This is a genomic window from Streptomyces panaciradicis (assembly GCF_023516615.1).
Lineage (GTDB): Bacteria > Actinomycetota > Actinomycetes > Streptomycetales > Streptomycetaceae > Streptomyces > Streptomyces panaciradicis.
On sequence record NZ_JAMGBF010000029.1, the window covers coordinates 85,216 to 105,593 of the forward strand.

Here is a 20,378-nt window from a genome sequence, read left to right on the forward strand (position 1 = left end):
AATTCCACCGACCAGATTCACGTCCTACGGTTAGTACTTTACGCCCTGAGACGCAGCAAGCTGGAGGCATGACGAGTACTGCCCTGCGCAGCAGGGCGTGGAAACTGCTGGAGATGGTCACGACGCCGCTGCTGCCGTCGGACTACCTCGACCTGGTCAGCCCGCTGCGGGCGGGCGCCGACCTGCGCGGACGCATCGAGGCCGTGCATCCGGAGACGGGTGACGCCGCGACCATCGTGATCAGACCGGGACGGGGCTGGCGCGGCCATACGGCCGGCCAGTACGTGCGGATCGGGGTCGACGTCGACGGAGTGCGCCTGTGGCGTGCCTACTCCATCACCTCACCGACCGACCGCCAGGACGGCCGCGTCACGATCACCGTCAAGGCGATCCCGGACGGCAAGGTCAGCAACCACCTGGTCCGCAAGGCGCAACCGGGCACGCTGATCCAGCTCGACCAGGCGACCGGTGACTTCGTCCTGCCGCAGGCCAAGCCCGCCAAGGTGCTCTACCTGACCGCAGGCAGCGGCATCACACCCGTGATGGGCATGCTCCGCGACACCGAGTTCGACGACGTCGTCATGGTCCACAGTGCGCCGCAGCCGCGAGACGTGATCTTCCGCAGCGAGCTGCACGACCTGGTCGCGGACAAGAAGCTGCGGCTCACCGAGGTGCACACCGACACCGACGGCATGCTCGACATCGCCCGTCTCGACGAACTCGTGCCCGACTGGACCGAGCGCGAGACCTGGGCCTGCGGCCCGACGGGCCTGCTCGACGCCGCCGAAAAGCACTGGAGCGAGCACGGCGTACCGGAGCGTCTGCACATCGAACGCTTCCGACCCAGCATCGTCGTCGCCGGTGACGGTGGCGAGGTCACGTTCAGCGCCACCGGCAAGACCGTCGACGCGGACGGCGCCACGCCGCTGCTGGACGTCGGCGAGGAGGCCGGCGTACTCATGCCTTCGGGATGCCGCATGGGCATCTGCTTCGGCTGCATCACGCCGCTCAAGGCGGGCGCCGTCCGCGACCTGCGTACCGGCGAGATCACCGAGGCCGAGCCGGGCGTCCTCATCCAGACCTGTGTGTCCGCCGCGGCGGGCCCTTGCGACATCGAACGGTAGGAGCACCTTGACCGCCATCGACCCCACCGCCCACCTGACCGCAGAGCAGATCGAGGAACTCGGCCGCGAGCTGGACGCGATCCGCGACGAGGTGATCGCCAGCCGGGGCGAGAAAGACGCCGCCTACATCCGCAAGGTCATCGCGTCGCAGCGCAAGCTCGAGCTGGTCAGCAGGGGTGTACTGCTGTTCTCGTTCTTCCCGCCCGCGTGGCTCCTCGGCACCGCCGGTCTGTCCGTGGCGAAGATCATGGACAACATGGAGATCGGCCACAACATCCTGCACGGCCAGTGGGACTGGATGCGGGACCCGAAGATCCACTCCAGCACCTGGGACTGGGACCACGTCTCGCCGGCCGACCAGTGGAAGCACTCGCACAACGAGCTGCACCACACGTACACCAACGTGCTCGGCAAGGACAACGACCTCGGCTACGGCATCATGCGCGTCGACGAGGACCAGAAGTGGCACCCGTTCCACCTCGGCCAGCCTCTGTGGAACTTCATCAACGCCTGCTTCTTCGAGTACGGCATCGCCGCGTACGACCTTGAGCTCGGCAAGAACCTGAACAAGCGCCGCCGCAAGAACCCGGAGTTCCGCGCGCGGGCCAAGGCCGTGGGCCGCAAGATCCGCAAGCAGGTGCTCAAGGACTATGTGATCCACCCGCTGCTGTCGGGCCCGTCGTTCCTCAGCACGCTGGCCGCCACGTTCACCGCGAACATGGTCCGCAACATCTGGTCCCACTCGGTGATCATGTGTGGCCACTTCCCGGAGGGCGTGCAGGTCTTCGAGCGCCGTTCCATCAAGGGCGAGACGCGCGGCCAGTGGTACCTGCGCCAGATGATGGGCTCGGCCAACATCAGCGGCAGCAAGGCCATGCACTTCATGACCGGCAACCTCTCGCACCAGATCGAGCACCACCTCTTCCCGGACCTGCCGAGCAACCGGTACGCCGAGGTCGCGGTGAAGGTGCGCGCCCTGTTCGAGAAGTACGAGCTGGAGTACGTCACCGGCCCGCTGCCCCAGCAGGTCTTCTCCGCATGGCGCAAGGTCGTCCGGCTCTCACTGCCGAACAAGAAGTCCGCGGTCGCCGAAACGCCGGAACGCGAGCCGGAGCTCGTCGCGGCCTGAGCCGCGGTACCTCTTCAGATGTCGCGGCCGTCCCGGCGGTGCCGCTGGCTAGGTCAGACCCGTCGTGGACGGCGGGCGACCGCGACATCAGGCCGTACGGCAAGGAATCCGGGCAGCCCGGTGTCCGGCTGCGCTGCCTGGACGTGCGTCAGGGAAACTCCGTCAGGTTCACGAAGGTCTCGCGACGGACTTCTCGCAGGGCGTCCGGGTGGGCCCCGCAGCGGGTCCCCGGCATCCAGAGGCACCACCCGATACGACAGGGCATGACCTGGCTTACCGGGTTCCTTGCAGAAAGCCCCGGCGTTCACGCCGGGGATGAAGGCATCTCAGGAGTGCTCTGACGTGCATGTTAGAGCGGACGTTTCTGATGCTCGATGTACTGACGGACGATGGCCAACGGCGCCCCGTCGCACGATGCGGAGAAGTAGGAGGGCGACCACAGGTGCCCGTGCATGATGGCGCGGTTGATCCTACCGGTGAACTCTCCTGCCGTATCCGGCGGGCGGAGACGCCCTTGAGGCTGTTGACCAGCTTGGACACGGCGACCTTCGGCGGGTAGTGCACTAGGAGTTGGACGTGATCGCGTTCGCCGTTGAACTCCTTCAGCTCCGCTTCGAAGTCCTCGCACACCTTGCGCATGATCTCTTCGCAGCGTGTCAGCATCTCGTCGTCGAACACCCCGCGCCGGTACTTCGTCACAAAGACCAAGTGCACATGCATCGCCGAAACAACGTGTCTGCCCAGCCTGCATGCCTTCTCCCCATCCATGAGACCAATGGTCGTAGGATCTTGGTCATGCAGCTCCGCTACAACTACCGGGCCTATCCGGACGCCTCCCAGCGCCGTGCGTTGGCGAGTACGTTCGGGTGCGCCCGCGTGGTGTGGAACGACTGCCTGCGTGACCGCAAGGAAGCACACGCGGCGGGGCTGCCCTATGTGAAGTCGGCGGAGTTGTCCCGGCTTCGCATCACCCAGGCAAAGCGCACCGAGGAACGAGCATGGCTCGCCGACGTCTCCGCGGTCGTCCTGCAACAGTCCCTTCGCGACCTCGACACCGCCTACAAAAACTTCTTCGATTCGATTCAGGGGAAGCGGCAGGGCCGCACGGTGGGCCCTCCCCGCTACAAGTCGAAGAAGGACACCCGGCAGTCGATCCGCCTCAACACCAACGCCTTCTGCCTCCAGCACGACGGCACGGTGTACGTGGCCAAGGTCGGCAACCTCAAGGTCACGTGGTCCCGTCGGCTTCCGGCCGCACCGACGTCGCTGACCGTCACCAAGGACAGCTCCGGCCGGTACTTCCTCAGCTTCGTCGTGGACACCGAGCCGGACCTCCTCCCCGAGGCGGATACCGATACCGGTATCGACCTCGGCCTGTCCGCCTTCGCTGTCCTGTCCGACGGGCGCAAGATCGACAGCCCGCGCTTCCTGCGCAGGGCGGAGAAGAAACTCAAGCGTCTTCAGCGGGAGCTGTCCCGTAAGGCCAAGGGATCGAAGAACCGGGCCAAGGCCCGCATCAAGGTCGCACGCCAGCACGCGCGTGTGGCCGACCGGCGCCGGGACTTCCACCACAAGGCATCCACACAGATCATTCGCGACAACCAAGCGGTGTACGTGGAAGACCTCGCGGTGTCCGGTCTCGGCCGCACCCGACTCGCCAAGTCCGTGCACGACGCGGGATGGTCCGCGTTCGTCCGCATGCTGGAGTACAAGGCGGCTCTGCACGGCCGCACCTTCGCCAAGGTGGACCGCGCTTTCCCGTCCTCCCAGCTCTGCTCGGCCTGCGGATTCCGGGACGGTCCCAAGCCCCTGCACGTCCGGGAGTGGACGTGCGGCGAGTGCGGCACCGTGCATGACCGCGACCACAACGCAGCCCGCAACGTCCTCTTCGAAGGACGCCGCATCGTCGCCGCTGGACGGGCGGAGACGCCAAACGCCTGTGGAGCGCCGGTAAGACGGGCACCCGTGCCCGCACAGCGCGGTGAAGCAGGAAGCCCACGGAAGGGTCAGACGACCCAGGCCGGAATCCCTGGACTTTAGGCCCGGGAGCACGTCAAAGTCAGGCGTCATGACCCTCGCTCGCCACCTCGCCACCTCGCCACGACCCACGGATGCACAAGTAGAGGCCGCACAAGGCCGGATGGCCGTTTGGCTCGGCGGCGCGCACACGGGTGCCCGCCTGAAGAAGCTCCTCGACCACTGCATCCCCATGCCGAAGGGCACGTTGACGGATTCTCTCGGCGGCGTTCCGGGGCGGTCCCGATGACCGGTTCGTACAGAAGGCGCCTGTGGACGGCGGCGGTCGCATCGGTGCTCCTGGGAGCGGCAGTCGTCATCTGGTGGCTGCTGCGGGATCCCATCCCGTACTCCCTGCGCAAGACACCGGCGGTGAAGGTCGCCGTCGATGCCGCGAGATCGCAGTACCCCGATGCCAGGCAGGTCGCCGGGGACGTCGATCTGCTCGTGAAGGTGTACGTTCAGCGTCTCCAGGCCGGCGACGCCGCCGACCTGGCACGTATCGGTGCGCCTTGGTACACCGGCAGGGAACAGGCCGCGCAAAAGCTGATCGCACGCTACGGGGCACAGGCCGCCGAACCCGTCGAGGCAATCGTTCAGGACCCCGTGGTTCCCTCCCTCGCCAAAGTCGAGCTCCGCTTCAGCGATGGGCAGCGACAGACGGTGGATCTGAGCCGCGACCACGATGACGTGTGGTGGCTGCAACTGGGCGACGGCGATCCCGTGGCCCCGTAGGTATCGAATTCGCCTGCGGCAGTGCCGGGGCCGCTCGCGAGGTTCTCGCGGGCGGCCATTGAACGCACGACCAGCGCTCTCGTCGGGCAGATGCGCTCACTCAACTTCCGCCGCAGAGCCACCTGCGACCGGGTCGAGAAGGCCGTTGCAGTGTTGGGTATCAGCTGTTCAGGTCGAACACGCCCCACCCGGTGAACGGCTTGACCTGGACGTAGATCCTGCTTCCCCGGGCGACGACTCGCCGGCGGCCGGGGGCAGAACCATCGGGCAGGGTGAGCCGGCCGACGCCCGTCGGCTCAACGGATGCTTCGGTGAGCTCTCCGTGGGCGAGTCGGTCGCTCTCCTCGCCGTAGCCGCCGTAGAAGGCGACGCGATCGCCGTGGACGGCCACGGCATGTGCGCCCCGAATGCGGTTCGCCCAGACCCTCACGGGCCGGTCGGCGCGTATCTCGACGAGCGGGAAGTCCGTGTAGGGGCACGCCCAGGCGGAGGTGCCCGAGACGTTCAGGGCGTAGCAGTCGAAGAGACCGGGGATGCCGGCTCCGTCTGACGTCCAGGTGAGTCGGCCCGTGGAGCTCCAGCGGCGGATCCCGGCCGGATTCTCGTCGAAGTGCCCGGCCCAGATCTGGCCGGCCTCATCCACGAGCAGGTGCTCGATGGCGTCTCCGACGGAGAAGGACGAGGTCTCGCGGCCGAGCGCGTCGAAGACCTGGAGTTGTCTGGCGTCCTCGAAGCGGCGGTCGCGCGACGCGGCGACCACGAACCCGCCGTCGGGCAGGCGTCCCAGATGCGGCCAGCGGGCCCGCACGGCGTTCAGTTCCGTGCGTTCGACGTGACCGTCCGGGTGGACGGAGACGACCAGGGCGTCGAACGGCGGGACATCGGCGCCGGGCTGCGGGGCGCGTTCGGCAAGCAGCCAGTGAGCGGTGCCGACAACATCGACGGTACTGGTCAGGAGGTGGCGCTCGTGGTGCGCTCGGGGAAGACGGGCGTAGGGGATGAGGGCGGTGTTCTGCATGGGCGGGCTCTCCTGGACAGGCGGTCACGGCCATCGGGCGCTGCGGTGAGCGACGGCGGGGGCGCGCGATCGGTGGAGAGCGGAGCGGGGCGCCTAGCGGGCATGGCCCTTTCTGGTCGTCATGCCGTGAGCATCGTCGAGGTCGAACCTCGTGACAAACCGTTTTTGACGGCCTGTCATTCGTGCCCGTCAACCGCCGTACAGAAGGGCGAGGTAGTGCGCAAGATTCCAGGGGCGGCCCCCGCTGAACTCCGTCGCCGTCGTGGTGCTCGCGAAGGTCGCCCCGCACGTGGCTCGGGAGTTCGGTGGGCCGCCCCGGGCTGCGCGGGCCAGGGGCGGCGGTGTGGACGCTCGGCTGTGGTGGTCAGATCTGGCTGGCCCCACCGTCGACGTATATCTCGGCACCGGTCATGTAGCTGCTGGCCTCGCCGGCGAGGAAGAGGGCGGTTTCGGCGATCTCCTCCGGGCGGCCGAGCCGCTTCATGGGGACCCCGGCGGCCAGTCCCTGAAGCAGTTGTTCGGCGGCCTCGGGACCGCCCGCGAGGCCGCTGAGGCCGGGTGTCTCGATCGGCCCGGGCGCGATGCTGTTGACGCGGATGCCGCGGGTGACGAGCTCCGCCGCCCAGCTGCGGGTCAGGGAGCGCAGCGCGGCCTTGGTCGCGGCGTAGACACTGAAGGAGGCGGCCCCCTTGGTGTCGATGTTGGAACTGGTCAGGATGATCGATGCGCCGGTGGTGAGCAGAGGAAGTGCCTTCTGCACGGTGAACAGGGTGCCGCCGACGTTGGTGTTGAAGGTGTCGGCGTAGTGGTCCCAGGTGATGTCGGGCAGCGCCGCGAACTCACCGCCGCCGGCGTTGGCGAAGACGATGTCGAGGCTGCCGTGCTGCTCGATCTGAGCGAAGAGTCGGTCGAGGTCGTCGAGGTTCGCGACGTCGGCGCGTACTCCGGTGGCGCGGTCGCCGATGGAGGCCACCGCCTCGTCGATGGCTTCCTGGCGGCGGCCGGTGAGGAAGACGTGAGCGCCTTCCGCGGCGAGCCGTCGGGCGGCGGCCAGGCCGATGCCGGAGGTGGCGCCGGTGACGAGGGCGGTCTTGCCGTCCAGCTGTCCCATGATGGGTTCTCCTTTTCTGTACTGTTCGGTACTTAAGTCGTTCGGTAGTGGAGAACCACGGCGCCGGAGCACCTATTCCGTACCGCTCGGTTAAAATTTTCGGGACCGACACGGGAGGGTGTCATGGCGGTACGCGGCAGGCCCCGGGGCTTCGATGCTGAGGCCGCGTTGGACCGTGCGGTGGAGGTTTTCTGGCGTCAGGGATACGAGGGCGCCTCGCTCACCGACCTCACCGAGGCCATGGGCATCAACCGCACGAGCATGTATGCGGCGTTCGGCAACAAGGAGGAGTTGTTCCACCGGGCCGTCGCCCGCTATGCCGAGGCCGACATGGCCTACGCTCGCGAGGCCCTCACGGCGCCGACCGCCTACGAGGTCGTCGAATCCTTCCTGCGGGCCAACGCCGACGCGCTCACCCGCGCCGACCGCCCTTCGGGCTGCCTGTCCGTGCAGGGTGCCCTGGCCGAGGGCGGCGACAGCGGCCGCATCGCCAGGTTCCTGGCCGACAGCCGGCTCGCCGGCGAGCGTGCCCTGGCGCACCGGCTGGCCCGCGCCGTCGAGGACGGCGATCTGCCCGCGGAGACCGACCCTCACGCGCTCGCCCGCTACGTCATGGTCGTCAGCGAGGGCAACGCCGTACACGCTGCCGCCGGTGCGACCCGCGCGGCCCTCCACGCCACCGTCGACATCGCCCTGCGTGCGATACCTCGGATCCCCGCACACGCGGCCGCCTGACCGTACGGCCATCACGCCACCTACGACCTGATCGCTCGCACTCGGCCCGCGAACCGGGGACGGCACGTCAAGGTGGCCACTACGGTCCTACCGCCGGCCCCGGTGAAGGCGTACGCTCCGTCGTCGGCGCACTCCTCACGTGCGACGAGGCCGCGCTTGGCCATGCCTGAGTGGTGATGCGAGACCCTGCTCCTGTCCCGCCCGAGCACCTTGGCGACGTCATGGATGCGGGTCCGGTCCACGGGAGTGCGGGTCAGCTCTGGCCGGCACCGAGTGGTCGGTCGCCGCCAGGCCGGATTCGCGCTGCAGGGGGACTGACCATGGCTTTCAGGGGCTTGGGGAAGGATCTGCCTGCCCCCACCAGGGTCGTTGGAAGACGCTCTCAGCCGGAAACGCGCGGCGAACGCCTTCCGAACCGACACCTGCAAGGGACCCGGCTCACCGTGGCAGAGAGCGAAGTCACCTACGACAGAACTGTGAACGCGGCGTACGTGTACCTCACCGAACCCCACGGCCGAGCGACCTCCGCGCGCATGTACACATGTGACCCGGTGGGCGTGGACGGCATGATCAACCTCGACGGGCAGGGGCGCCTCATCGGCATCGAGGTGCTGGCGGCCAGTTCAAAACTGCCCGAATATCTGCTCCGGTCCGCGGAGCGGCTGGACACCGAAGGTGAATGAAGCGCTGGTCGCGGGACCTGGGGCGAGGTCACAGCAAGCGATCGACCAGTCCGTCGACGTAGTCCGGGGTGAGCGGGACCATGCCGAACAGGACGCGGATGTACATCGGGGCCAGGATGTGGTCCAGCACCTCGAACGCGTCGGGCGCGCGCTCGCCGCGGTCGCGGGCGCGATCGAGCATGGACTCCAGTTGTCGGGTGCGTTCGGCGCGAAGCGCGGCACCGGCCTGCAGCCCCTGCTGACCGCTGCTCGACAGGGCGAAGGCCAGGTGCAGGACGGCCGGACCGTCAGGTCCGGTGATCTCTCGGGCCACTTGGGCCGCATAAGTGCGCAGGTCGCCGGCGAGGCTTCCGGTGTCGGGCATCGGTGACTGCGCATTGAGGCGGGTGAGCGCCACGTCGGTGAGCAGGGTTTCCAGGTTGCCCCACCGGCGGTAGATGCTGCTGTCGGCCACGCCCGCGTGGGCTGCGACATCGCCGACGGTGAAGTTGCCGTAGCCCCGCTCACTGATGAGGTCGGTGACGGCCTGGTGTACCTGCGTGCCGACGCGGGCGCTGCGCCCGCCGGGCCGTCGGGCTGGCTGTCGCTCGTTCATTCCGCCACCTTAACGCAGTTGGCAGTTGCGTTTGCGAGAGGGGCTTCTCTATAGTCGACTAACGCAGCCGCTGGCTGCTTTAGTGTGCTCGGGTGTATCGCCATCCGCGGCGACCGTGACCGGGCGCAACTGACGATGAGGGGGATTCCATGGCTGCATCCAGTGCGACCGTGGGCAGTCGATCAAGCCGGGCCGTGGTGCTCACGGTGACCTGCCTCGGGCAATTCATGGTGCTGCTCGACAACACCATCGTCGGAGCGGCACTGCCCGATATGCAGCACCGGCTGCACACTCAGCTGACCGGGCTGCAGTGGATCGTCGACGCGTACGTGCTCCTGGTCGCCATGCTGCTGCTGTCCGGCGGTGTCTTCGCCGACCGATTCGGCCGCAAGCGGGTGTACCTGACCGGTGCGACGGTGTTCACTGCTGCGTCGCTGGTGTGCAGCCTCGCGCCCTCGCTCGGTTGGCTGGTCGCCGGCCGGGTGCTGCAGGGCATCGGGGCCGCGGCGCTGAGCCCTGCCTCCCTCGCCCTGCTCGCCGCCGCCCATCCCGTGCCGCAAGAACGAATCAAGGCGATCGGGCTGTGGGCCGGACTCAGCGGCATCGGTCTGGCCGCGGGACCCGTGGCCGGCGGCGTGCTGACGCAGGCCTTCGGCTGGCCCGCCATCTTCCTGGTCAATCTGCCCGTCGGTGCGGTCCTGCTGCTGGTCGGTCTGCGCCACCTCGGCGAGTCCCGCAACCCGAGCGCCCCCGCGATCGACATTCCGGGCACGGTGCTGTCGGTTCTGGCGGTGGGGGTACTGACGTACGGGTTGATCGAGGGAGGTGTCCGCGGCTGGACCTCACCGGTCATCCTGGGCAGTCTCGCCGCCGCCGTGGTCCTCCTCGGCGGCTTCGTCGCCGTCGAAGGCCGTCGTTCCGCTCCGATGCTGCCGCTGCGGCTGTTCGGTCAGCGTCTGTTCACCGTGTCGAACGCCGCCATGGGCGTGGTGGGGTTCGCGCTCATGGGGTCGTCCTTCTTCTTCTCCCAGTTCTTCGTGTACGTCCAGGGCAGCTCCCTCCTGCGCGCCGGCCTGCAGACCCTGCCGGTGTCCCTGGCGATGGTGATCGTCAGCCCGTACGCGGGCCGACTCGCCGCCCGTTACGGCTTCCGCATCGTGGTCACCACCGGCCTGGCCTTGGCCGGCCTGGGACTCCTGGCGCTCGGCACGGTGCACGCCGACACCGGCTACGGGAACGTCTGGTGGCGGCTGGGACTCATCGGCGTCGGCTTCGCCCTGGCCATGTCCCCACTGACAGGTGCCGCCATCCAAGCAGTCAGCCCGCGGGAAAGCGGTCTCGCCTCAGGCATCAGCAGCACCACCCGGCAGATCGGTGCGGTGCTCGGCGTGGCGTTGCTCGGCGCCATCGTCCGCACTCGACAGTCCGGCGGTGCCTCCTTCGAGACCGGCCTCAACAGCGCCTTCCTCGCCGCCGGTGCCGTCGTCCTGGTCACCGCCCTGTCCACCGGCCTGTGGTTGGTCAGGTCCAAGTCCGCGGAAGCCGGAGCGGCGCCGCACCGTTGCCCTGAACCAGCTGCGGTCATCCCCTTGAACGAGGAATCGGCAAACAGTCGTTGACAACAACAACCACACCGACGGGGACGAACGGCTGCGCGCCGAGGGCGTCGACTCCACCGTGCCGCTACCGAGCCCCCTGGGCGAACTCGCCTTGCACAGCAACGTCCCGCACATCGACGCGCCGGAGCGCCTCATCATCGGCAAAGGCCAAGCGCCCACCACTGAACCACCGTCCGCTACGGATCAGCATCACCATCAGGATCGAGGCTTCCCAGGCGTACGGAAGCCCTCTTGAACCCTTGTCCTTGTTTGATGATCGTTCTGTTGGAGGCTGAAGCATGCAGTATCTGCCGACCTTCGTTTTCGTTCACGGGGCCTTCGCGAATTCCTTCTCCTTCGCGCCACTGCAGGCCGAACTGGCTCTACTGGGGCACCGTTCGGTGGCCGTCGACCTTCCGGGGCACGGTTTCGAGGCGACCTTCCCCGCGGCGTACCAGGCCCCCCAGGATCTCGACGCCCTCTCCGCGGAACCGGGACGCATCAAGGGAGTCACGCTCGCCGACAACGCCGCCCGCGTGATCGAGATCCTCGAACGGGCCAAGCGGAACGGGCCCACCATTCTTGTCGCCCACAGCAGGGGCGGCATCACAACCACCGCCGTCGCCAACGCCCGGCCCGAGCTGATCGACCGCATCGTCTACGTCTCCGCCTGGTGCCCCGTCGATCTGGACGTGAGCGACTACTACGCCCAGCCGGAGATGGCGGACGTCGACGCAGGGGCCTTCCTTGCCACGCTGGTCGGGAACCCGGCCCAACTCGGTCTGCTTCGCACCAACTTCCGCACCTCCGACCCGGCGGCACTCGCCGCGTTCAAGCGAGCGTTCGCCGCCGACCTCACCGACGACGAGTTCCGGACCTTCCTCAACACATTCCAGCCCGACGAGAATCTCGACGTCGGCACGTCCGCCGACCGAGCACAGGCCACCACCTGGGGACGGATCGCAAAGACCTATGTGCGCCTGACCGCCGATGCCAGCATCCCGCTCGCCATGCAGGACCGCATGATCCGCGAAGCCAACGCGCTCACAGCCGACAACCCCTTCGACGTCCGCACACTCGAAGGGAGCCACCTGCGCTGGCTCGTCCACCCGAAGCCCGCCGCCGAACTGCTCGCAGACTGCGCAGTTCGCTGAGCCTTCCAGATGACGCAGCCGACTGGCCTCCAGAGGATCCGACCCAAGGCGGCTCCTCGGGACAGGCCGAGGTCCGGCGCAGGATTGGGTCGGATACCGGTACCTCAGCGGACACGCGACTCGGCACGGCGACACAACCTGACCGCGTCACCGCCGGGCCGGCGATCCGGCCTCGAGTCAAACGGCCCCGCGGGCGGGATGCCCTGCGCCGGCTGCCCGCCTCGCCCACCCCGGCCCGCCGTCCACTTGCGGCAGCCGACCCCGTGGTCGGCCCGCCTGCCGGTGTCCGGTCGGCTGCGACCGGACCGGGGCAGGCAGCTCAGGGCCAGTCCGGCACGCGGTCCGCAGGCAGCAAGGGGCGCAGAGCGCCGAGGACGGCGCCGACGCAGATGTCGCGGAGTTCGGCGCGGGAGCAGGTCTGCTCGGTGAGCCAGTCGACGACGAGGACCTGGACGAGGACCAACCAGCTCTTCAGTACGGCCGAGACGGTTCGGCGCGCGCTCTCGTCCGCGAAGGGCAGCACGGCGGGCAGGCGGGCGCGGAGCGCGTCCCGCTCGCCGGTCATGATCGTCTGGATGACCGGGGCGCCCGCGAGCACCCGGTTCGCGGCGACGACGGCGTGACGGTTGGCCACGAAGTAGCCGAGGTGGACGTCCGTCCCCTGGACGAGTTGTTCGACGAGTACACGGCCCACCGCAATGGTTCCAGCTCGCACTCGCGGTGATCGAGCTCGGCCTTGCGCCCGTCCTGTTCTGGCTCGCCGCGTCCGAGGAGCGGGCGACGCAGCCGACGGCGGAACGTGGCGCAGGACTGCACTGCTCCCCGGCCCGGGACGTGTGACCGGTCGCGGGCATCGAGGGGATGGCGCCGGGCGGGACGACGGCGCTGCGAGGCCCGCGCCGACAGGAGTGGCAACCAGGGTTCCCTCGTTCCCATGACTGGCGTCAAATGATCACGGGAGTCCGAGAGCGGGCTGCGGACGGCGCACGTCGCGCCTGTGGCGGCCGTACGCCGAACCCCGAAACTGCACCTGCCGTGACACCTGCCGGCGTCCGGCCGTGTCACCCGGTCAGGGTGATGTCGGCCTTCCTGTCAAGGGACAGCATGGGCACATGGGGGGCCCGGTGGCGGCTACATCTGCAAGGGAGACGCGCTCATGCAGTACGAAATCCGCGTCGAAGGGCAGATGTCGAAAACGATGACCACCGCGTTCCCGGAGCTGGAGAGCTGCATCGTGGCCGGGCAGACCTTGATGTTCGGTCAGGTGACCGACGAAGCCCATCTCTACGGGCTGCTCGCGCGGTTCCAGTCGCTGGGCCTGCACGTGGTCGAGATGCGCAAGACGGGCCCCTGAGGGGCGTACCCCTGCCCCATTACAGCGTGACGGGCCTGCCATGACAGCGGGCCCACTTGCGTCCGCCCCCACATGGGCAGGGAGAGTTGTGCGGCCGGTGCGCGTCCGCCTCGGCGTACTCGCGCATGATCAGCGACGGAGGCTGTCCGCGCCGCAGCAGTGCGGCCATGGTGCGCATGGGGCGGTCGATGTGGTGAAAGAACGCCTTGAAGCCGGCACACAGATGATTCAGGCCCGGCTCGCCGTCCGGCGTGGTGTCGAAGCGGTCCTTGGGGCAGCCGCCGTGGCAGGCGAAGCGGACGTCGCACTCGAGGCAGTGGCGAGGCAGCGTGTCGTGCTTGTCCTGGCCGAACTTCCGCTGCCGGGGTGAGTCGACGAGTTCCAGCAGGTGGCGGTCGCCGATGTTGCCCAGCAGATGGTCGGGTTCGACGAAGTGGTCGCAGGAGTACACATCCCCGTTGTGCTCCAGCGCCAAGGCGCTGCCGCAGGTTCGGGAGTGCACGCACAACGAGGGCGGCTCCCCGTACCAGTTCGCCAACGCCACGTCGAACATCTGGACGTAGACGCGGCCGACGTCGTGGCGTACCCAGTCCTCGAAGACGTCGATCAGGAAGCGGCCGTACTGCTGTCCTGTCACCGACCTGGTGGTGACCCGGTCGCCTTCCTGCCGGTACAGGGGCCGGTCCGCGGCGCGCTGTCCCCAGCCTTCGTCGGCCAGGGGGAGGGTGTGCGCGTTGGTGCGTTCCACGATCGGGATGAACTGCATGTGCCGTGCACCGCAGTCGTCGCGCAGAAAGGTGTAGATCTCGCGTGCGTGCCCGGCATTGGCGTCGTGCAATGTGGTGAGGGCGTTCCAGTTCACGCCGTGTGCGCGCAGATGGTCCAGGCCGCGCATGACGCGGTCGAACGTGGGCTTGCCCCCCTTGTCGACGCGGTAGGCGTCGTGCAGGTCGCGGGGGCCGTCGACGGAGAGTCCCACGAGGAAGTCGTGGTCGCGGAAGAAGCGGGCCCATTCGGCTGTGATCAGCGTGCCGTTGGTCTGGATGGTGTTGACGATGCGCTGGCCGCGGCGGGCATGGCGCTTTTCGTACTCCAGGGAGCGGCGGAAGAAGTCCAGGCCCATGAGCATGGGCTCGCCCCCCTGCCAGGCCACCGTGACCTCGGGGGCCGGGCCGTGTGCCTCGATCAGCTGCCGGATGTAGTCGTCCAGCAGCTCGTCGGCCATCCGGAACCTGCTGCCCGGGTAGAGCAGCTCCTTGGACAGGAAGAAGCAGTAGGTGCAGTCCAGGTTGCAGATGGCGCCGGCCGGTTTGGCCAAGAGGTGGAACGGCCGGCGTGGAATGGCCGGATCGGGCAGGTGCATCATGGTCATCAGGCCAGCATCGGAGTCCTAGCCCTCCGGTACGTCACCCGGCCGGGGTGACGCGCTGGAAGACTCCCTCGTACGCCGTCACAAGCGCCCCTCAGGCCCGCGTGTCCTGCCGGCCGGCCAGACGGCCTGCCCCTGCGCGCACCGAGACCTCGAGGCGCACCGGAAGCGCGGTCGGCGTGGTCGCTGCGGCCAGTGACGCGGCCGACGTACCTCCCTACCAGGTCAGAAGCGTGCGGAGCTGACGGCGCCCACGCGCATCAGCCCCACCGGAAGCAGCAGCGGGCGGGGGTCGGACGAAGACGCCCTCGACCACCGCCCGCATCCCGGCCACCACCGCCGGCGTGCCCCCTTCACTCGCCCTGAAGGAGGCGGGCTTCCCCGCACAACGCGCCGGCCGCCCCTTCTCAGGTTTCCTTGCGCACGACGCACAGGCCCCAGATGATGAAGCCGTACATCGCGATCAGGATGAGTGACCACGCGGGGTAGTACGGCATCGACAGGAAGTTGGCGATGATCGCCAGGCCTGCGATGCCGACGCCGACGACCCGGGCCCAGGTGGCGCGCGCCAGGAGGCCGGCGCTCACGCCCATGGCGATCACGCCGAGGATCAGCTGGATCCAGCCCCAGCTGGTCAGGTCGAACTTGAACACGTAGTTCGGGGTGTTCACGAACACGTTGTCGTTGGCGATGGCCATGATGCCCCGGAAGAAGTCCAGGACACCGGCGATGAACAAAAGGACGGCGGCGAACACCGTCAGGCCGCCGGCCGTCGCCTCGGCGGCTGCCGAGTGACGGTGGGGTGTGGTCGTGGCCATGGTCCGTTCCTCACTTCGTCGGCGTTACGCAGCACACGGTGCTGCTTCTTCGAGCATGCGGAGCGGCCGGCACCGGGTGATCACCCGTGGAGGGTGAGGTTCGCAGGGCGCATCACTGGTGCTGTGGGATCCCGGGCACGAAAGGGCCGGCAGATGAGCAGCGAAGCCTGGACAGGGGTTGCGGTGGCGGGTGTCACCGCCGCGTACGCACTGGGCTCGCGTCGGCTGTCGTCGACACCGGTGTCGTCGGCGATGGTCTTCGTCGGTTGCGGGGTGCTTTTGGGGCCCGCGGTGCTCGACGTGATCGCTCCCGAGCCCGAGGCCGGGCACATCCTCACCCTGCTCGAGGCCGCGCTGGCGTTGGTGCTGTTCACCGACGCCATGGCCGTGCGTTCGCGGGATCTTCGCTCGGGCGGCTTCCTGCCGGCCCGGCTGCTGGGCATCGGGCTGCCGTTGAGCATCGGGGCCGGCTGGCTGCTGGCATGGGCGCTGCTGCCCGGACTGAGCGTATGGGAGCTGGCACTGGTGGGCGCCGTCCTCGCTCCGACGGATGCGGCCCTGGGCAAGACGGCCATGACCAGTCCGAGGGTTCCCGCATTGGTCCGGCAGGGGCTCAACGTGGAGAGCGGCCTGAACGACGGCATGGTGCTGCCGTTCTTCGTGCTGTTCCTCGCCGGCATTCCCGGCACCTCCTCCGCGCAGGAGGGCACGGCCGGCGTGTTCTGGCGTGCGCTGGTGCTGAGCACGGCGCTCGGGGTGCTGGTCGGCGGGGGCGGTGGCCGGCTGCTGGCGGCGGCGCAGGCCCGCGGATGGGTCTCGCGGGAGTGGGCGCAACTCTTCGTCCCGGCCGTCACCGCGGGCTCGTACACCTCGGCTGTCGTCGTGGACGGCAGCGGCTTCATCGCCGCCTGGGTCGCCGGATTCTCCTTCGGATTCGCCCTGCGTCGCTTCCCCGCCGCCGGGCGGCCCACGCTGGATCTGGAAGGCCCCGACCGTCTCGCCGAGTTCAGCGAGAACCTCGGAGGGCTGCTGGCCTCGCTCAGCCTGCTGGTCTTCGGCGCGGTGCTGCTGGGACCCACCCTGGAGGACCTGAGCTGGCGCATCGTGGGCTATGCGGTGCTCAGCCTGACCGTCGTGCGGATGCTGCCGGTGACCCTCGCGCTCGCCGGCAGCGGGCTACGGCCGCCCACGGTGGCCTACATCGGATGGTTCGGGCCCCGCGGCCTGGCGTCCGTGGTGCTGGGCCTGCTCGTCCTGGAGGAGCACGTCCGCGGCGTGCAGCTCCTCGGCAGCGTGGTCGCCGTCACTGTCGGTCTCAGCGTCCTGCTGCACGGTGTCTCGGCCGTCGCTCTCGCCGACCGCTACGGCCGCTGGCATGAGCGAAGCACGGCCGCGGGCAGGGAACTGTACGAGGCCACTCCCGTTCAGGCAGCACAGAGGCGAGGACTGACCGCGCGATGACGCCGCTGCGTGGCTCGTCACCCTTGGGGGGTGATGCGCGAGCAACCTTGCGTGACCAGGGTGGAAGGGAGCCTGTCAGGACCCGGGGCAACGAGGAGAACGGTCATGGCCAAGCCTTTCAGGGGAAAGATCGCCCTCGACATCCGTGACTCCGAGCCGGACTGGACGCCGTTCCTCGCGCCGCAGGCTCCCCACAACGCCCCGAATGTCCTGGTGATCGCGTGGGACGACGTCGGCTACGGGACCATGGACTGTTTCGGCGGCCCGGTGCGGACACCGACGATGTCGCGGATCGCCGACATGGGGGTGCGCTACTCCAACTTCCACACCACGGCCCTGTGTTCTCCCACCCGGGCCTCGCTGATGACGGGCCGCAACGCGACCTCGAACGGCATGGCGACCATCGCCGAGTTCAGCTCCGGATTTCCCGGGATCTCCACCCGCATCCCGTTCGAGAACGGCTTCATCTCGGAGGTTCTGAGGGAGCGCGGATACAACACCTACTGCGTCGGAAAATGGCACCTCACCCCCGGTGAGGAGACCAACATGGCCGCCTACAAGGGGCGTTGGCCCCTGGGCCGTGGTTTCGAGCGGTTCTACGGCTTCCTCGGCGGCGAGTCCAGCTGCTGGTATCCGGACCTCATCCACGACAACCACCCCGTCGACCCGCCGGCCACGCCCCAAGAGGGCTACCACATCGCCAAGGACTTCTCCGACAAGGCCATCGGCTTCATCCGGGACGCGAAGGTCATCGACCCGGACAAGCCCTTCTTCATGTACCTCTCCCTCGACGCCGCCCACGCGCCGCATCACGTCTTCAAGGAGTGGGCCGACCGCTACAAGGGCGTCTTCGACGAGGGATACGAAGCGATCCGCCCGGGCATCCTGCGCCGGCAGAAGGACATGGGCCTGTTGCCCGAGAACACCGAACTCTCCCCGATCAACCCGCACGGCGAGCCCACCGCCACCGGTCCGGACGGTCAGCCCTGGCCGCTGCTGGACACCGTGCGCCCCTGGAACGACCTCGGCGCCGACCAACGGCAGCTGTTCATCAGGATGGCCGAGGTCTTCGCCGGATACGTCTCCTACAGCGACGACCAACTGGGCCGCGTCCTCGACTTCCTGCAAGCCTCCGGCGAACTCGACAACACCATCATCGTGGCCGTCTCCGACAACGGAGCCAGCGGCGAGGGCGGCCCCGACGGGACGTTCAACGAGTGGCGCTTCTTCAACGGCCTGCCCACCCCCGCCGAGCTGTCCCTGGAGCACCTCGACGAACTCGGCGGCCCCAGGTCGTACAACCACTACAACACCGGCTGGGCCTGGGCCTTCGACACGCCGTTCCCGTACTGGAAGCGCTGGGCCGGCTACGAGGGCGGCGTGGCCGACATGTGCGTGGTCGCCTGGCCCGCAGGCATCGACGCCCGCGGCGAGGTGCGCCAGCACTACATCCACGCGGTGGATGTCGTGCCCACCCTCTACGACCTGCTCGGCATCGAGCCCCCTGAAGTGATCAACGGCCACCCCCAGAGCCCCATCGAGGGCGAGAGCTTCAAGGCATCGCTCACCGACCCCGACGCGCCGGGCCGCCGGACGCAGTTCTACACCATGCTCGGGCAGCGCTCCATCTACCACGAAGGCTGGCTGGCCTGCACCGTCCACCCACCGCTCAGCGGCTGGGGCGACTTCACCCACGACGTGTGGGAGCTGTACGACCTCACCACCGACCGTGCCCAGTCCAAAGACCTCGCCGCACAGGAGCCGGCGCGGCTGGAGACCCTCAAGAGCCTCTGGTACTACTACGCCGGCCGCTACAACGGGCTGCCACTGGACGACCGCACCGCCCTGGAACAAGCCCTCGCCGAGCGCCCGCACGGCACGTCCGAGCGCGACCGGTACGTGTACTACCCCGACTGCGCGGCCGTGCCCGAGCAGTCCGGCGTCACCACCAGCGGCCGCTCGTACACCATCGCCGCCGGCGTCGACGTCGACTCCGCCGACGCCGAAGGCGTGGTCTACGCACACGGGGGAGTGGCGGGCGGCCACAGCCTCTACGTCAAGGACCACCGCCTGCACTACGCCTTCAACTGGGTCGGCACCCATCTGCAGGTCGTCGACGCCGACCAGGACATCCCGCCCGGCAAGCACGTCCTCACCGCGGAGTTCGCGGCACAAGGGCGCAGCACCGACCCGGCCATGCCCGGCGCCGAGGGCACCCTCACCCTCTACGTGGACAACGAGGAAGTCGGCAGCGACCACATCGTCACCCAGCCCGGCTTCTTCTGCGTCGTCGGTGACGGCATCACCGTGGGCCGTGACGACGCCTCGCCGGTCACCCCCGACTACGACGGCCCGTTCCCGTTCACCGGCGGCACGATCGACAAGGTCGTCGTCGACGTCTCCGGCGAACGCTACGTCGATCACGAAGCGCGGGTGCGCGGCTGGTTCATGATCGACTGAAAACGCGCAACCCAAACGCGCAACCCACCCATCCCTGCAAGCCGACAAAAGGAGCCGGAGATGACCGGGAAATCGGCCGGGACACCGGACGTCGGCGCCCTCGGCGAGGCAGACGCCCCCGTGTTCGACACCCTTGTCCAGATGACACTGAACGCGTTCGAGCGATCCGGCCTGGACCCCGAGACCTATCTGCTCACCCGCATCGCGGCGCTGGTGGCCATGGGCGCCGCCCCCGCGTCCTACCTGCTCAATGTCGGCGCGGCCGACGAGATCGGGGTGGCCCCGGAACGGATCCGGGGCACCCTCGTGGCCGTCGCCCCCGTCGTCGGCAGCGCCCGTGTGGTGATGGCCGCCCGCGGTATCGGTGAGGCCTTCGGGCTTGACCTGCTGCCCGACGCAGGCGAGGAAGAAGGAGCTGTGACATGAATCTGGCCTACGACTACCCGGTCCTGGGAGCGTTCTGGACGGTCATGTGGATCTTCCTGTGGATCCTGTGGTTCGCTCTGCTCTTCCGGATCATCGGCGACATCTTCCGTGACGACACGCTCGGGGGGTGGGGCAAGACCGGATGGCTGATCTTCGTGGTCTTCCTCCCCTTCCTCGGGGTGTTCGTCTACGTCCTGGCCCGCGGCAAGGGCATGGGGGACCGCGAGATCCGCCACGCCCAAGCCCGGCAACAGGCATTCGACGACTACGTCCGCGAGACCGCCGGCAGCGGGACGGGACCCGGGAACGAGGCGGATCAACTCGCCAAGCTCTCCGAGGTCCGCGCCCGCGGCGACCTCACGGATGCCGAATACCAGCGGGCCAAGGAGAAAATCCTCCACTGATCGGCTGGACACCACCGCGCCGGCTGCCCAGAGCAGCCGGCGCCCTGTGATGCCTTCTCAGGCGGTCTCGGCCGGGGCTTTCCGCTACCGATGCCGTCGGCGGATGCCAGACGGTCCCGCTCATGGCGATCGGCGCAGTGCCCGGCCGGCGATGTCACCGGCGCCCGGTCGAAGCCTGCCCCGCCGCC

General features: G+C 68.5%; 18 protein-coding genes and 2 pseudogenes. 13 read left to right on the forward strand and 7 right to left on the reverse strand.

The window, feature by feature from the left end:
- Window positions 1-68 precede the first annotated feature (68 nt).
- Both M8J74_RS12870 and M8J74_RS12875 read left to right on the forward strand, forming a co-directional pair.
- Window positions 69-1,124 (forward strand): ferredoxin reductase, encoded by a 1,056-nt coding sequence (locus tag M8J74_RS12870; RefSeq protein WP_249836508.1) that lies wholly within the window; start codon window positions 69-71, stop codon window positions 1,122-1,124.
- 7 nt (window positions 1,125-1,131) lie between these two features.
- Complete coding sequence (locus tag M8J74_RS12875; RefSeq protein ID WP_249836509.1) at window positions 1,132-2,253, forward strand: fatty acid desaturase family protein; 1,122 nt, start codon at window positions 1,132-1,134, stop codon at window positions 2,251-2,253.
- 349 nt (window positions 2,254-2,602) lie between these two features.
- On the opposite strand, the pseudogene tnpA reads toward M8J74_RS12875, so the two are convergent.
- A pseudogene (gene tnpA / locus M8J74_RS12880) lies at window positions 2,603-3,021 on the reverse strand (IS200/IS605 family transposase).
- A 27-nt stretch (window positions 3,022-3,048) separates the two neighbouring features.
- Here tnpA and M8J74_RS12885 point away from each other — a divergent pair.
- Both M8J74_RS12885 and M8J74_RS12890 read left to right on the forward strand, forming a co-directional pair.
- The gene (locus tag M8J74_RS12885; RefSeq protein WP_249836510.1) at window positions 3,049-4,293 is read left to right on the forward strand and encodes an RNA-guided endonuclease InsQ/TnpB family protein; all 1,245 of its coding nucleotides are present in this window, start codon (window positions 3,049-3,051) and stop codon (window positions 4,291-4,293) included.
- A gap of 222 nt (window positions 4,294-4,515) precedes the next feature.
- Window positions 4,516-5,004 carry a hypothetical protein gene (locus tag M8J74_RS12890; RefSeq protein WP_249836511.1) on the forward strand — a complete coding sequence of 163 codons (489 nt, stop codon included), beginning with the start codon at window positions 4,516-4,518 and terminating at the stop codon, window positions 5,002-5,004.
- Window positions 5,005-5,164: 160 nt separating this feature from the next.
- Here the strand turns inward: M8J74_RS12890 and M8J74_RS12895 are convergent, their stop codons facing one another.
- On the reverse strand, window positions 5,165-6,022 hold the full coding sequence (locus M8J74_RS12895) for a hypothetical protein (RefSeq protein ID WP_249836512.1): 858 nt from the start codon (window positions 6,020-6,022) through the stop codon (window positions 5,165-5,167).
- Window positions 6,023-6,386: 364 nt separating this feature from the next.
- A complete protein-coding gene (locus tag M8J74_RS12900; RefSeq protein WP_249836513.1) occupies window positions 6,387-7,133 on the reverse strand; it encodes an SDR family NAD(P)-dependent oxidoreductase in 747 nt (248 codons plus the stop codon).
- 123 nt (window positions 7,134-7,256) lie between these two features.
- Here M8J74_RS12900 and M8J74_RS12905 point away from each other — a divergent pair, with 123 nt between their 5' ends.
- Together M8J74_RS12905 and M8J74_RS12910 are read left to right on the forward strand one after the other, a co-directional pair.
- Entirely contained in the window at window positions 7,257-7,868 is a 612-nt protein-coding gene (locus M8J74_RS12905; protein WP_249836514.1) for a TetR/AcrR family transcriptional regulator, read from the forward strand.
- A gap of 443 nt (window positions 7,869-8,311) precedes the next feature.
- Window positions 8,312-8,551 (forward strand): DUF2283 domain-containing protein, encoded by a 240-nt coding sequence (locus M8J74_RS12910; protein WP_249836515.1) that lies wholly within the window; start codon window positions 8,312-8,314, stop codon window positions 8,549-8,551.
- A 28-nt stretch (window positions 8,552-8,579) separates the two neighbouring features.
- On the opposite strand, the gene M8J74_RS12915 is transcribed toward M8J74_RS12910, so the two are convergent.
- Window positions 8,580-9,146: a TetR/AcrR family transcriptional regulator gene (locus M8J74_RS12915; protein ID WP_249836516.1), complete on the reverse strand. Its 567-nt coding sequence runs from the start codon at window positions 9,144-9,146 to the stop codon at window positions 8,580-8,582.
- Between the two features lie 149 nt (window positions 9,147-9,295).
- Between M8J74_RS12915 and M8J74_RS12920 the strand changes: the two genes are divergently transcribed.
- Both M8J74_RS12920 and M8J74_RS12925 read left to right on the forward strand, forming a co-directional pair.
- A complete protein-coding gene (locus M8J74_RS12920; RefSeq protein ID WP_249836517.1) occupies window positions 9,296-10,765 on the forward strand; it encodes an MFS transporter in 1,470 nt (489 codons plus the stop codon).
- Window positions 10,766-11,043: 278 nt separating this feature from the next.
- The gene (locus M8J74_RS12925) at window positions 11,044-11,898 is read left to right on the forward strand and encodes an alpha/beta fold hydrolase (RefSeq protein ID WP_249836518.1); all 855 of its coding nucleotides are present in this window, start codon (window positions 11,044-11,046) and stop codon (window positions 11,896-11,898) included.
- 319 nt (window positions 11,899-12,217) lie between these two features.
- On the opposite strand, the pseudogene M8J74_RS12930 reads toward M8J74_RS12925, so the two are convergent.
- Window positions 12,218-12,580: pseudogene (locus M8J74_RS12930) on the reverse strand (TetR/AcrR family transcriptional regulator); the annotation flags it as partial.
- Window positions 12,581-13,054: 474 nt separating this feature from the next.
- Between M8J74_RS12930 and M8J74_RS12935 the strand changes: the two are divergent.
- Window positions 13,055-13,252 (forward strand): DUF8691 family protein, encoded by a 198-nt coding sequence (locus M8J74_RS12935; protein ID WP_058928685.1) that lies wholly within the window; start codon window positions 13,055-13,057, stop codon window positions 13,250-13,252.
- A gap of 19 nt (window positions 13,253-13,271) precedes the next feature.
- On the opposite strand, the gene M8J74_RS12940 is transcribed toward M8J74_RS12935, so the two are convergent.
- Window positions 13,272-14,624, reverse strand: coding sequence for an anaerobic sulfatase maturase (locus tag M8J74_RS12940; RefSeq protein ID WP_249836519.1), 1,353 nt, complete (start codon window positions 14,622-14,624; stop codon window positions 13,272-13,274).
- Between the two features lie 404 nt (window positions 14,625-15,028).
- Window positions 15,029-15,439: a DUF7144 family membrane protein gene (locus M8J74_RS12945; protein WP_249836520.1), complete on the reverse strand. Its 411-nt coding sequence runs from the start codon at window positions 15,437-15,439 to the stop codon at window positions 15,029-15,031.
- A gap of 153 nt (window positions 15,440-15,592) precedes the next feature.
- Between M8J74_RS12945 and M8J74_RS12950 the strand changes: the two genes are divergently transcribed.
- The 4 genes from M8J74_RS12950 to M8J74_RS12965 all read left to right on the forward strand — a co-directional run bounded on the left by M8J74_RS12950 (window position 15,593) and on the right by M8J74_RS12965 (window position 20,190).
- A complete protein-coding gene (locus tag M8J74_RS12950) occupies window positions 15,593-16,900 on the forward strand; it encodes a cation:proton antiporter domain-containing protein (RefSeq protein ID WP_249836521.1) in 1,308 nt (435 codons plus the stop codon).
- Between the two features lie 105 nt (window positions 16,901-17,005).
- Entirely contained in the window at window positions 17,006-19,360 is a 2,355-nt protein-coding gene (locus tag M8J74_RS12955) for an arylsulfatase (protein WP_249836522.1), read from the forward strand.
- 60 nt (window positions 19,361-19,420) lie between these two features.
- Entirely contained in the window at window positions 19,421-19,786 is a 366-nt protein-coding gene (locus tag M8J74_RS12960) for a carboxymuconolactone decarboxylase family protein (RefSeq protein ID WP_249836523.1), read from the forward strand.
- Window positions 19,783-20,190 (forward strand): SHOCT domain-containing protein, encoded by a 408-nt coding sequence (locus M8J74_RS12965; protein WP_249836524.1) that lies wholly within the window; start codon window positions 19,783-19,785, stop codon window positions 20,188-20,190. Before M8J74_RS12960 ends, M8J74_RS12965 begins: the two co-directional genes overlap by 4 nt.
- Window positions 20,191-20,378: the final 188 nt, after the last annotated feature.

What these genes read in the sequence shown, in the direction of transcription:
- M8J74_RS12870 (WP_249836508.1), top strand. Translation starts at nt 69, where the DNA reads ATGACGAGTACTGCCCTGCGCAGCAGGGCGTGGAAACTGCTGGAGATG.
- M8J74_RS12885 (WP_249836510.1), top strand. Translation starts at nt 3,049, where the DNA reads ATGCAGCTCCGCTACAACTACCGGGCCTATCCGGACGCCTCCCAGCGC.
- M8J74_RS12890 (WP_249836511.1), top strand. Translation starts at nt 4,516, where the DNA reads ATGACCGGTTCGTACAGAAGGCGCCTGTGGACGGCGGCGGTCGCATCG.
- M8J74_RS12895 (WP_249836512.1), bottom strand. Translation starts at nt 6,022, where the DNA reads ATGCAGAACACCGCCCTCATCCCCTACGCCCGTCTTCCCCGAGCGCAC.
- M8J74_RS12900 (WP_249836513.1), bottom strand. Translation starts at nt 7,133, where the DNA reads ATGGGACAGCTGGACGGCAAGACCGCCCTCGTCACCGGCGCCACCTCC.
- M8J74_RS12905 (WP_249836514.1), top strand. Translation starts at nt 7,257, where the DNA reads ATGGCGGTACGCGGCAGGCCCCGGGGCTTCGATGCTGAGGCCGCGTTG.
- M8J74_RS12915 (WP_249836516.1), bottom strand. Translation starts at nt 9,146, where the DNA reads ATGAACGAGCGACAGCCAGCCCGACGGCCCGGCGGGCGCAGCGCCCGC.
- M8J74_RS12920 (WP_249836517.1), top strand. Translation starts at nt 9,296, where the DNA reads ATGGCTGCATCCAGTGCGACCGTGGGCAGTCGATCAAGCCGGGCCGTG.
- M8J74_RS12925 (WP_249836518.1), top strand. Translation starts at nt 11,044, where the DNA reads ATGCAGTATCTGCCGACCTTCGTTTTCGTTCACGGGGCCTTCGCGAAT.
- M8J74_RS12935 (WP_058928685.1), top strand. Translation starts at nt 13,055, where the DNA reads ATGCAGTACGAAATCCGCGTCGAAGGGCAGATGTCGAAAACGATGACC.
- M8J74_RS12940 (WP_249836519.1), bottom strand. Translation starts at nt 14,624, where the DNA reads ATGACCATGATGCACCTGCCCGATCCGGCCATTCCACGCCGGCCGTTC.
- M8J74_RS12945 (WP_249836520.1), bottom strand. Translation starts at nt 15,439, where the DNA reads ATGGCCACGACCACACCCCACCGTCACTCGGCAGCCGCCGAGGCGACG.
- M8J74_RS12950 (WP_249836521.1), top strand. Translation starts at nt 15,593, where the DNA reads ATGAGCAGCGAAGCCTGGACAGGGGTTGCGGTGGCGGGTGTCACCGCC.
- M8J74_RS12955 (WP_249836522.1), top strand. Translation starts at nt 17,006, where the DNA reads ATGGCCAAGCCTTTCAGGGGAAAGATCGCCCTCGACATCCGTGACTCC.
- M8J74_RS12960 (WP_249836523.1), top strand. Translation starts at nt 19,421, where the DNA reads ATGACCGGGAAATCGGCCGGGACACCGGACGTCGGCGCCCTCGGCGAG.
- M8J74_RS12965 (WP_249836524.1), top strand. Translation starts at nt 19,783, where the DNA reads ATGAATCTGGCCTACGACTACCCGGTCCTGGGAGCGTTCTGGACGGTC.